At 39.7% G+C, this 12,221-nt stretch carries 10 protein-coding genes; 6 read left to right on the forward strand and 4 right to left on the reverse strand.

What is annotated here, in order from left to right:
- Window positions 1-169: 169 nt before the first annotated feature.
- Complete coding sequence (locus AACL61_RS01760) at window positions 170-1,207, reverse strand: aldose epimerase family protein (RefSeq protein ID WP_102816775.1); 1,038 nt, start codon at window positions 1,205-1,207, stop codon at window positions 170-172.
- Between the two features lie 117 nt (window positions 1,208-1,324).
- Between AACL61_RS01760 and AACL61_RS01765 the strand changes: the two genes are divergently transcribed.
- The gene (locus AACL61_RS01765) at window positions 1,325-1,525 is read left to right on the forward strand and encodes a hypothetical protein (RefSeq protein ID WP_019253181.1); all 201 of its coding nucleotides are present in this window, start codon (window positions 1,325-1,327) and stop codon (window positions 1,523-1,525) included.
- A 51-nt stretch (window positions 1,526-1,576) separates the two neighbouring features.
- Here the strand turns inward: AACL61_RS01765 and AACL61_RS01770 are convergent, their stop codons facing one another.
- A complete protein-coding gene (locus AACL61_RS01770) occupies window positions 1,577-2,974 on the reverse strand; it encodes a DUF2252 domain-containing protein (protein WP_339110902.1) in 1,398 nt (465 codons plus the stop codon).
- Between the two features lie 180 nt (window positions 2,975-3,154).
- A complete protein-coding gene (locus tag AACL61_RS01775; RefSeq protein ID WP_339110903.1) occupies window positions 3,155-4,249 on the reverse strand; it encodes an RNA-guided endonuclease TnpB family protein in 1,095 nt (364 codons plus the stop codon).
- Window positions 4,250-4,486: 237 nt separating this feature from the next.
- On the opposite strand from AACL61_RS01775, the gene AACL61_RS01780 reads away from it, so the two are divergent.
- From AACL61_RS01780 to AACL61_RS01790, 3 genes are all read left to right on the forward strand, one after another.
- Window positions 4,487-6,025 (forward strand): IS1096 element passenger TnpR family protein, encoded by a 1,539-nt coding sequence (locus AACL61_RS01780; RefSeq protein WP_102815800.1) that lies wholly within the window; start codon window positions 4,487-4,489, stop codon window positions 6,023-6,025.
- Window positions 6,026-6,075: 50 nt separating this feature from the next.
- Entirely contained in the window at window positions 6,076-7,122 is a 1,047-nt protein-coding gene (locus tag AACL61_RS01785; RefSeq protein ID WP_123835722.1) for a zinc-dependent alcohol dehydrogenase family protein, read from the forward strand.
- A gap of 73 nt (window positions 7,123-7,195) precedes the next feature.
- Window positions 7,196-7,789, forward strand: coding sequence for a peptidylprolyl isomerase (locus AACL61_RS01790; protein WP_035168606.1), 594 nt, complete (start codon window positions 7,196-7,198; stop codon window positions 7,787-7,789).
- Window positions 7,790-7,831: 42 nt separating this feature from the next.
- Here AACL61_RS01790 and AACL61_RS01795 read toward each other — a convergent pair whose 3' ends face one another.
- The gene (locus tag AACL61_RS01795) at window positions 7,832-8,713 is read right to left on the reverse strand and encodes a LysR family transcriptional regulator (RefSeq protein WP_102815753.1); all 882 of its coding nucleotides are present in this window, start codon (window positions 8,711-8,713) and stop codon (window positions 7,832-7,834) included.
- 136 nt (window positions 8,714-8,849) lie between these two features.
- Here AACL61_RS01795 and AACL61_RS01800 point away from each other — a divergent pair, with 136 nt between their 5' ends.
- Both AACL61_RS01800 and AACL61_RS01805 read left to right on the forward strand, forming a co-directional pair.
- The gene (locus AACL61_RS01800; protein ID WP_102815754.1) at window positions 8,850-10,478 is read left to right on the forward strand and encodes a malolactic enzyme; all 1,629 of its coding nucleotides are present in this window, start codon (window positions 8,850-8,852) and stop codon (window positions 10,476-10,478) included.
- 294 nt (window positions 10,479-10,772) lie between these two features.
- A complete protein-coding gene (locus AACL61_RS01805; RefSeq protein WP_003668857.1) occupies window positions 10,773-12,161 on the forward strand; it encodes a class II fumarate hydratase in 1,389 nt (462 codons plus the stop codon).
- The last annotated feature ends 60 nt before the right edge of the window (window positions 12,162-12,221 follow it).

Raw genomic sequence — 12,221 nt, forward strand, 5'->3', positions numbered from 1 at the left:
TTGGACATATTCATAAGTCCAAGGCGTTCCAGTTTTCTGTTCGTTAGAGAATAATTTAGTGATTAAGTTGTCGAACCGCCGTATACGGATCCGTACGTACGGTGGTGTGAGAGGTCGGTAATTGAAGTAATCAATTACCTCCTACTCGATATTTCACTTGGTAACTTAATTAGTATTCAACGTGCCATTTAATGGTGTATGCTTTTTCTTCGCCCGGATGTAAAGTAATATCGCCAAATTCTGGGTGATGAGGTGCATCCGAAAGATTTTGCGCTTCCATTGCTAATCCAAGGTGGGGATGAACTTGTCCGTGATTGTAAACCGCTGCATCATCTGAGTTCATCGTATACATAACTAATCCGTTACGATCGGAGTAAAGACTCATCTTTCGGCCGCTTTCTGGATCTTCAAGTGTGGCAACTGGTTTTGTGAGACTAGGAGTAACTTCCCAAATATCATCAAAACCATTTTCCTTAGTTGAACTCATTTTTTCTAGCGCATCGCCCATTGTAGTTGGGGTACTAAAGTCAAATGGAGTTCCTTCGTTAGCGATCTTTTCACCAGTTGGAATCTTTCCGTCGTCAACAGCTAAGTGATTTTCGGAGTTGACATAAAGCTTTAATTGATCAACCGTTGGAACATTTGCTGCTGCCATATTCCAGTAAGTGTGGTTGGTAGGATTGAACAACGTATCTGCATCAGTAGTAGCCGCCATCTTAAGTGAAAGGAAGTCGTCATTAGTTAAAGTGTAGGTTGCAGTAACATGCATCTTACCAGGGTATGTATCAACTTCAGGACTTAAGATTAAACTAAGAGTGATGGAAACAGAATCATCAGTTGCTTTCGTGCTATCAACATGCCAAATGTGACTGTAAAAACCATTAGTTCCACCATGAAGAGCATTTTTACCTTCGTTTTGTTCGATTTGGTAATCGTTACCGTTAATGCTGAACTTACCATCTGCAATTCGTCCAGCAACCCGGCCGATTAAGCGATTAGTACAAAAGCCATTATTAGTAAATTCGTTGAGGTTTTCAGAAGTCAAAATCATATCGGCCTTACCACCATCTTTTGTTGGAACTTTAAAAGATTGAAGTAAACCGGCAAAATCAAGAATTCCTACTTGAACACCATTATCGTTCGTTAAAATGTATTTTGTTACTGGATCGCCTTTGTAGGTTCCAAATGGTACTTTAGATATTTCCATAAAATATTTCCTCCTTGAAGTAAGCGCTTTTACAAATTCTATTTTACCACAATTTTATTTTAAAATTACGCAATCGTTTGCACAAAAATAGATATGCTAGAATGAATAAAAGTAAAGATGAATGATATTTATGAGGTATATAAAATGACCAAAAATAAATGGGACAAATTTAAAAAGAATTTTAGTAAAAATTTTATCGACTTTTTAATGATTTTCGCTGCTGAGCAAGATTTTATTAATAAGCATCGCCGTAAAAGCAGTGTAATCAAGGAACAAGACCGTTATGGAAGTGATCAGCGAAAAAATTCTGAAAAATAGTATTAAGGAAGGACTTGCAAAACGATGAATGCAAGTCCTTTTTAATTATAGTTAATTTATTAATTTTCCTTTAGCAATTGCCAATTTGAATTGTCCATAGTCTGCTGTGACTTGATCTACATACCTTAAAGCCCAATTTGGTAAAAGAGTATCTAATATCTTTTGATGTTTTAAATAACCACGGATCATCGGTGCGGTGGGACTTTGGAAATGAGCCATCGCTAGCAAGTAAGCACACGTTTGGCAGTAGAATTGGAAACTTTCAAAGTCAAGCTTATTAACATTAATTGATTCTTTCATATCCCGGAACTGTCGAATGTAATAACTGCGACCGCCGAAAGTAGTGCTCCCTAAAAAGCGATCGGATGAGGATTGAAGAACCCGTTGCGCTGTTACAATTCTTTGACCAGCGATCCCTCCATTTCTAATCGCTTGCTGTACAGGGAGGGAAAGTAAGTTATAACGCAATGGCATAGCTTCTTTGACTTGTAGAACGATGTGACTATTATCGTTGCCAGTAAGCATGATTAAGTAACATCGTGTTCCGAAACTGCCAACCCCGACACTGTAGCGGATAATATCAGAAATGTGAAAGTTTGCTAAAAGGACTCGGACATCTTGCCGAACATTTTCGCGATATTTGTTATATCCTTTAACAATCTGTTGATAACGCACAGCACTAAGATGACGTGCGCGTGGTGGATTATCCCGAAAAACAAGGTGCCCTTGGTTATTGATAGTCGCCATTTTTTGGATTATTTCTTCTGAATTGCTACGCTGACTCTTTTTAAGAACCTTATTAAGGACTGTTTGCATTTGCGTTGAAATATCACCAAAAGACTCAATCGCTTTCCCCATATCTTCATAGGCAAATGAAAAATAAAACAGTTGGGAAAGGCTCATCTTATTGGCGCTTTTGATAGTATGGCGGTAGGTCTTAGTGGTTAATTGAAGGAGGTGGTAAAGGTCATTGCGATCAAAACCGTTCTCTTCTCCTGCCAGTTCAGCACTAACTAATAACCGTTTCAAATCACTTTCCCAATTTCCGATTCGGGCTTCATCAAAGTCATTAAGGCCAAAAAGAAGTTTGCGTTCAGGGGAGGCGTAAAAGCCAAAATTATTTACATGAGCATCCCCGCAGATAATTACGGGAAGATTGCTTTGAGCCTGTCGTTTAAGGTCATGTTCCATTAATTCGGCAGTTCCACGGAAAAATGAAAAGCGACTGGCAATCATTCTTTGGTGACGCAATGGAAGCAACTCGGGGATCATGTTGGCTTCAGTGATCTGAATTATTTTAACGGGGTCCCGATCAACTGGTGTGAAGGTTCCTAACATGTCACTAGAGACTACTTTTTGCTGCCGTTTACCATTATTTTCCAATTCAGCTTTGGTTTTATTGATTTGAATTTTTCGTAAGTCAAAGATATCGAGATTTTGATTGATCAAAAGTTGCGCATCCTTTCAGAGACAATACTTATATCTTATTTTAAATCTTCTAGTTTATTTATGAACTACACACCGACTAAAGTCGGCGGTTTCTGGGAACGCGAAGTAGTATTTAGGCTGTTACATTGGTATTCCAAATACCTAACTTACAGAACTTCGTTCTTTTACCACGGCTAGTCCCTAGCCAACGGCTTTTAACCCTTTATGCAGAATATTAACTGCCGCATTAATATCCCGATCGTGATGGGCCCCACACTTTGGACACGTCCATTCACGAATTGCGAGCGGTTTGGACCCACTATGGTAGTCACAATGACTACAGATTTGACTGGTATAGTTGGGCTTGACAGTAATGAGCTGTTTACCATACCAGTCACACTTGTATCCCAGCATGGTACGGAATTGATGCCAACTAGCGTTGGCAATGGCCGCGGCAAGATGATGATTCTTTTGCAGATTCTTGACTTTCAAATCTTCAATGACAATCACATCGTATTGCGTGACCAATGCCATCGTCAGCTTATGCAGGTAATCACGCCGCTGATCAGCGACTCGTCGTTGATAGCGAGCTTNNTTCCATTGACGGACACTCACCGTGGCTTGATGACGGCGGCGACTATACTTAGACTGCCAATGTTGCGCCTGTTGAGTTAACCAGACAGCGTCAAATTTAGCATACTTATGGCCGTCACTAGTAATGGCTAAATTAGTTACGCCAACGTCAATGCCGACCTGTTGACTAGTCTTCGATAGTGGCTGTACTGTGGTCTCAACCTGTAGTGACAGGTAATAACGACCCGACGGATCGTAACTAACCGTATAGCGTTTGATCTTACAATGAGTTAACTGGCGAGTTTTGCTGGTTTTAATATAGCCAATTTTGGGTAATTTCAAATAGCGGTTCGCCACTATTTGAATTTTGCTTTTACCAGTATAGGACTGCTTAGCAGACCGTCTGGATTTAAAGCGTGGGTAACCACCCAGATGCTTAAATAATCTTTGAAAGGCCTGATATAAGTTATGATTAACAACTTGGAGACTGGTAGAATCACTACGTTTTAGAAATGGATATTCCTGCTTCAAAGGTTTCAATAATGCATCCATGCCATATTGATCAACAAACTGGCTACTAGGATTGTTTTGATAACGTTGTTTTGCCATATCAAGCATCTGGTTCCAAACAAAGCGGTCATTACCAAACATTTGACATAGTTGAGCTTGTTGTTGCTTGTTGGGATACAAGCGAAGCTTGATCCCTTTCAAAACTGTGGTCATGTTTTCAACTCCTTTATACTTTAATTTTACTAAATTTGCAGGGGCAAAAACGAGATTTTATAGACTTTTTAGTAAGAAAAAGCAGTCTCATGGCTGGCTTTGGAAGGCATTCATCCCATGACTGAAGTCACAGGCTTTCTGCCTATAATTTTCAGTAAATATGGTTTGATTAAGTTGATAAATAATGCTTTTCAAAATAAAATTAATATAAGCGAAATTATAGGAGGGGTTGATAGGGTGATTATTGCAGTGGAAAATTCACTTGCCCAACATTTGCATATTAATTCACAGGTGATTGCTCCATCTGATCTATTAGAGACAAATGTTTGGACAATTCGTGTTACTGGGGAATTCATGATTATTATGAATAACTTAATGTCGTTGCCAATTATTGTACGCTATCCTCAACGATTTAATGACTCACGCTCTTTTATTGCGGCATTTAAGCGTGAATTCTTAAGTTTATTAGAAGTTTCGCCAATTCCGCATGCAAAAATTAGGATGATTCGTGATGCCCAATTTAGCAAAGTAGTATTTACACGCCAAATTCAGCCAGAAACTCAACAGCAATTGCAGATGTATGAGAACCTCATGATGGGGCCTAATTCAATTATTGATTGGGAAAAAGACCCGACCAATGCTGAAATTGCGCTTCAATTAGCAGAACAGACACGGATTACCAATAAGACAACGGACGAAGAATATGTTGTAATGGATATTTTTGAAGATTATTCAGTTACGGACTTTAAGGTGGCTACTCATCCTAAACTTAATGAACATAACCGTCGCTATCTTTACCGCTCACTTTCAATTAACGATATCATGAATGCAACAGCGGTAGGAGAAAAGATTTTAGATGATTATCAAGGTTATTTAGAAAGTCGTGGAAAAAGCGAGAGCATCGTTGATAGGGATTTGGATTGTGCTGCAGATTACATCGGTTACTGTGAAGCCCTGGGCGAATCTGTTCTTGATGATATTACCTTGGTCTATCACTATTTAATTAACTATGAAAAACTACATAATGATCGTCCTACTGATACCGGCTTTCATTCTAAAAGTGATGCCTTTCGCGAATTTGGGAAGTTTTTACGGGCAGAAGATCTCTTCTCTAGTGAAGACTACGATTTGTTTGTTCAAGCAATTAGTCAGGGGATAAAAGATCTTGGTTCTAAACAGCGGATGTACCACCTGCAACGTATAATTCGTGATATGCAGCGGCAAGTAAGGAATCAACGCGAGCATGCAATCCAATATGTTAATAAGCAATATACTATTTATGTTGAGCTTAGCGATTATCATCCTAAAATGTGGCGGCGATTTACCGTCAGCGGTGATACGCGTCTGGATATGTTGTGCTTTGCAATTTTAGCAGCATTTAATGCGGACGGGCACCACTTATTTGAACTGCATCAGGGGAATACTCATTATCAGTTGCCGATTCTTGATAGCGGCTTTGGTCAATCCAAAGATATTACTCAAAGTTGGGTAGGCGATTGTAATCTTGACCATGAATATAACCTAGTATATGACTTTGGCGATATGTGGAACTTTAAAATTAAATTTGAGGAAGTAAAACCTAAGCGACTTCCGGCTCATACCGGTCCCCAAATTGTCAGTGGTTTTGGAAATGGAATCTTAGATGATATTGGAGGAGTAGAAGGGCTGACCCAAGCGGCAAAAGATGATCCAGCTATTAATGAGCCGTTAAACATTCCAAAATTTAAGGATCAATGGTCTCGTCAAATTGAAAAAATACGACACTCTTATGAATAAAAAGCACTACAATAGAGAATGAAATATTTAATTAATCGAGGTCTTTAAGGATGGAAAAACGCGAAAATGCTATTCCGAAAACAATGAAGGCTTGGGCAGTCACAACTCCTGGGCCGATTGATGGTAAGGAATCACCAATCGAATTTACTGAAAAGCCTGTGCCGACTCCTAAACGGGGAGAAGTCCTTGTTAAGGTATTGACGTGTGGAGTATGTCATACAGACTTGCACGTGACTGAAGGAGACTTGCCGGTTCACCACGAACACGTTACTCCTGGTCATGAAATTGTTGGTAAAGTTGTCGGCTTTGGACCAGAGACACAACGATTTAAGCTTGGTGAGCGAATTGGAATTCCATGGTTCCGGCATGCTTGTGGGGTATGCAAGTTTTGCCGATCAGGTCATGAGAATCTCTGTCCCCACTCACTTTATACCGGTTGGGATCATGATGGCGGCTATGCAGAATATGTCACGGTTCCAGAAGGATTTGCGTATCGGCTTCCGGAAAAGTTTGATTCCCTAGAGGCCGCTCCATTATTATGTGCAGGGATTATTGGTTATCGGGCCTTTGAACGTGCCAATGTTCCCGCTGGTGGCCGCCTAGGACTATATGGCTTCGGTGGCTCAGCGCACATTACGGCCCAGATTGCACTTGCCCAGGGAATTGAAGTGCATGTCTTTACACGTGGTGAGGATGCAAAGAAATTCGCCCTAGAATTAGGTTGTGCTTCTGTTCAAGGCTCCTATGACCCCGCGCCAGTTCCTTTGGATTCGTCAATCATTTTTGCGCCAGTTGGTGATATGGTATTACCGGCTTTAGCAAGTTTAGTTCCAGGTGGGACTTTAGCATTAGCTGGTATTCATATGACTGATATTCCAACGATGAATTACCAAAAAGAAATATTCCATGAAAAGACATTAACGAGTGTTGAGAGCAATACCCGTCGTGATGGGGAAGAATTCTTAACATTAGCTGACCGTCTCAATATCCATCCTGAAGTACACGAATATCCACTAGCAAAGGCTGATGAAGCATTACGCTATGTTAAGCACGGTGATATTAAGGGAGCTTGTGTATTACGTGTTAGTGAGGACTAATAATTGTCTTTTCCTTCTGATTCCTGCTAAGATGGTTAGAGAGGTTTAGTAGAGAAAAGAGGAGGCTTTATTTATGAAATATCCCCAATTATCATTGGATGAAGTTGAAGGACCAAAAGCAGTAATTGAAACTACAATGGGAACAATTACGGCCCAACTTTTTCCAAAGTACGCACCTAAAACAGTTGAAAACTTTGTTAAATTAGCAGAGAAAAATTATTATGACGATGTAATTTTTCACCGGGTTATTCCGGATTTTATGATTCAAGGTGGCGACCCAACTGGAACCGGCCGTGGTGGCGAAAGTATTTATGGTCACCCGTTTGAAGACGAGTTTTCTGAAGAACTATTTAACTTCACTGGTGCTCTTTCAATGGCTAATGCTGGTCCGAACACAAATGGCAGTCAATTCTTTATTGTCACTAATGAACATGTTCCAGAAAATATGATTGATCAAATGAAGGCCGTTGGGTATCCGCAGGAGATTATTGATTATTACGAAAAACATGGTGGTACACCGTGGCTTGACTTCCACCACACCGTATTTGGCCAAGTATTATCCGGGATGGATGTTGTCGAAAAGATCAGCAAAGTTAAGCGGGATGCGATGGATAAGCCTAAGAAAGACGTTATTATAAAAACAATTAAGATTGAAAAAGAGAAATAATAAAAAGGAATGACAATAGCCACCGTATTAGACGGTTATTTGTCATTCCTTTTTTGCAGTTAAGAGATCCCATAGTTTTTGCTTGGGGGCTGTTAATAATTCAGTTGAACGGGTAACAGCTGACAGGCGAAATGATTGTTTTAACGGGCTAGTAACATTTATGGAATGGATGTTATCTTCTGGAGTAATCGCCAAACTTGTTAAATAAGCAATTCCAAGATTTTCTGCAACCATGGTTTTGATAACGTGAATGTCAGCGGTTCGGTAGATGACTTGAGGACGAAAATGAGCCAAATGAGAGATTTGCTTAAAGGCTTGCTCATGAAAGAATTCAGTATCAGGAACAATAAAGCGTTCATTTTTAAGAGTAGCAAAATCAATCTCCTTTTTAGCAGCGAGGGGATGGCGCTTGCTAACGATAATCTTAAAGGGATACTCAGCTAGTTCAGTGGTTTTTAGCCCCACTTCCTTTAGGGGGTTAAGCGATCCGAGCAATGCCAAATCAAGGTGGCCATGTTTAAGCATCTTGAGAATTTCCTTCGAACCATGCTCAGAGGTTTCCAAGTGGCTTAAAAGGCCTTCTCGCATTAATAGCGGGGTCAATGGCGGAAAGTAGTAATTACCGATAATGGGTGGCAGGCCAAAGCGAATGCTGGACGATTCAGCTTGATTGATTTCTTGGCGGGCAATCCTTAATTCGTTTAAGATAACGTCAACGTGAACGGCAAATTGCTTACCAGTCGGTGTGATATGTAATTGTTTATGGACATGGTCACGAACAAAAAATGACGTGCCAAAATCTTTTTCTAGGCGTTGGATAGCCATTGTAATAGTAGGCTGACTGACATTAAATTTTGTTGCAACTTGCGAAAAATTTTTATATTTTACCAGTGCTTGATAATATTTTAGGTCGTTTAATTTCATAGTAAATGCCTTTCTGTCAGTAATTATAATGGGTACTATCAATTTTATTTATATCATAGCATATATTTGACTATAAACTAGCGCTGGAATTACCCTAAGATTGTTGAAACAGATAAAAGGTAAAGGATAGGCGATAATGTTGCGTAAAGGAATGCAAATGTTAAATGACCCCTTTAAGAATAAGGGAACTGCTTTTACAATTGAAGAACGAAAAAAGTATGGTTTATTAGGCTTGTTACCATCTTGTGTAAGAACGATTGAGGAACAGGCAGACGAAATCTACCGGTTATATCAATCTAAGAACTCACGGATTGAACAACGTCACCTGTTGATGGAAGTATTCAATACTAACCGCACTCTTTTCTTCTACTTGATGGAAAAACATATTGCGGAATTTATGCCGGTTGTGTATGATCCCGTAATTGCTGAGGCGATTGAGCAATATAATGAACGTTACATTAAGCCGCAAGATGCTGCATATTTGAGCATTGAGCATCCTGACTTAATTAAAGAGGAACTTGCTGATGCCGCCGATGGTCGTGATATTCGCCTCATTGTTGTTACAGATGCTGAAGGAATCCTTGGCATTGGTGACTGGGGTGTAAATGGGGTTGACATTTCTGTTGGGAAATTAATGGTTTACACGGCAGCGGCTGGGATTGATCCATCCCAAGTTCTCCCGGTCTCTATTGATGCAGGGACTAATAATGAAAAATTGTTGAAGTCCGCTAATTACCTAGGAAATCGAATTAAGCGCGTTGAGGGACAACCTTACTTTGACTTCATCGATAAGTTTGTTGATGCAGTTGAAGGATTATTCCCTAAGAGTTTATTACACTTTGAAGATTTTGGTCGGGGAACGGCTGCACGGATTCTTGATAAGTACCAGGATAAGATTTTGACCTTTAATGATGATATTCAAGGAACTGGAATTATTGCCTTAGCTGGTGTGCTAGGAGCCATGAATATCTCAAAAGAAAAGTTAACGGATCAAACATTCTTAACATTCGGTGCAGGGACCGCTGGAATGGGAATCGCTAAGATGCTTTATGACGAATTGATCCGTCAAGGCCTCACACCCGAAGAAGCAAAGAAGCACTTCTACCTTGTTGACAAGCAAGGATTATTATTTGAAGATACGCCAGGCTTAACACCAAAGCAAAAGCCATTTACCCGTCAACGGAGCGAATTTGCTAATGCTGATGAATTAACTAATTTACTTGCGGTTGTTAAAGCTGTTCACCCAACAGTAATGATTGGTACATCCACTCAACCAGGCAGTTTTGATGAAGCGGTTGTAAAGGAAATGGCAGCTCATACTTCACGGCCAGTCATTTTTCCACTCTCTAACCCAACTAAGTTAGCAGAAGCAAAAGCAGCTGACCTCCTCAAGTGGACTGATGGAAAGGCATTAATTGCGACTGGAATCCCGGTTAAAGATATTGAATATAACGGAACTGTTTACCAAATCGGACAAGCTAACAATGCGTTAATTTATCCTGGAGTTGGTTTTGGGGCCTTGGCTGCTGAAGCTAAAGTGCTAAATGATAATATGTTAGCAGCAGCTGCTCATGCTTTAAGTGGCTTAGTTGATCCGGAAAAGCCAGGCGCAGCGGTGTTACCTCCTGTTTCTAAGTTAACAGAATTTTCTAAGCGAGTGGCTGAACGAGTAGCCGAATCTGCTATCGATCAAGGCCTAGCCGGCGACGGAATTACCGATGCAAAGAAGGCAGTAGCAGAAAAAATTTGGAAGCCTCAATATTAATCAAGCAGCTTGCATCTTTGTGAATAATAAAACCAGATTATTAGACAAAAATAGAAAAGCATCTAAGAAATTAAAAAATCTTAGGTGTTTTTTTGTATCGAAGTTTGTGAAACTTTTGCAAACACGATTAAAAAAAGCTATTATAGCAGTTGGTAAGGCAATAGCTATAAGTGAAATTTATTGAAAATTAAAGATTTGACTATAGCTTTACTTACAAGGTAGGATATACGTGTAAATGATGTGTAACATTTCACAAGATAAAATTGCTCAATTAATATATTGGAGGTTTTTGAGATGTCAGAATACCGTACTGAAGAAGATACGTTAGGTCCTGTTAAAATCCCTGCTGAAGCACTATGGGGACCACAAACAGAACGGAGTCGGAATAACTTCCCAACCGGTCAATACATGCCATTAGCAATCATCCGTGCTTTATTGAACATTAAAAAAGCAGCGGCTCAAGCTAATATGGAAACTAAAGCTATCTCTGAAGAAAAGGGTAATTTAATTGTTAAAGCGATTGATGAATTACTCGCATTAAGTGATGAAGAATTGCGGAAGGACTTCCCATTAAAGGTTTACCAAACTGGTTCTGGTACCCAAACCAACATGAACACTAATGAAGTTGTTGCGCACAAGGCTCATGAAATTAACCCTGACATTGAAATCTTGCCAAATGATGATGTTAACAAGGGTCAAAGTTCAAACGATACTTTCCCAACTGCTATGAATGTGGTTGCCTTAGAAGCGCTTGATAAGTTGAAGCCAGCTGTTCAACACTTAATTGATGAATTAAAGGTTAAGGAAGAGAAGTACATGAAGACTGTTAAAGTTGGACGTACTCACTTGCAAGATGCAGTTCCATTGACATTTGGTCAAGAACTTTCTGGTTACATTGCTTCCTTAGAACATGACCTTGATTACATTAAAACTTTGGAACCAACATTAGATGAATTGGCAATTGGTGGTACTGCTGTTGGTACTGGCTTGAATGCTGCAGAAGGAATGCCTGAAAAGATTGCTGAAAAGCTTAGCGAAGTTTACGGCTTAAACTTAACTGCTGATTCAAACAAGTTCTACGGTTTAGCTAACCACTCTGGTTTAGATGTTGTTCACGGTGCTTTGAAGACATTAGCAGCTGACATGTTCAAGCTTGCTCAAGATATTCGTTTCTTGGCTTCTGGTCCACGTGCTGGTTATGGTGAATTAAATATCCCAGCTAACGAACCAGGTTCATCAATCATGCCAGGAAAGGTTAACCCAACTCAAGCAGAAGCTGTAACAATGGCTGCTTTACGGGTATTCGGTAACGATACTGTAGTAACAATGGCTTCATCACAAGGTAACTTCGAAATGAATGTTTACAAGCCAGTATTGATCGATGCATTCCTCGAATCAGCTGACTTATTAACTGGAACAATTACTGGATTTGCTGACAAGATGATCCACGGAATGACAGTTAATGAAAAGCGGATGGAAGAATTAGTTGATAATTCATTAATGACTGTTACTGCTTTGTCACCGCACATTGGTTACCATGACAGTGCTAAGATTGCTCAAGCTGCTGATAAAGCTGGTAGCACATTAAAAGAAGCTGCTTTGAAGTCCGGTAAGCTTACTGAAGAACAATACGATGAATGGATGGACATGCTTAAGATGACCAACGTTGATCGGGATAAATAAGAATTGAGTTAAAAGTAATGCCAATTTTGGCAAGAGTGGAAATAAGCAATAAAAAGAACT

Origin of the sequence: Limosilactobacillus reuteri subsp. porcinus, assembly GCF_036621895.1 — a bacterium.
Classification (GTDB): Bacteria; Bacillota; Bacilli; order Lactobacillales; family Lactobacillaceae; genus Limosilactobacillus; species Limosilactobacillus reuteri_J.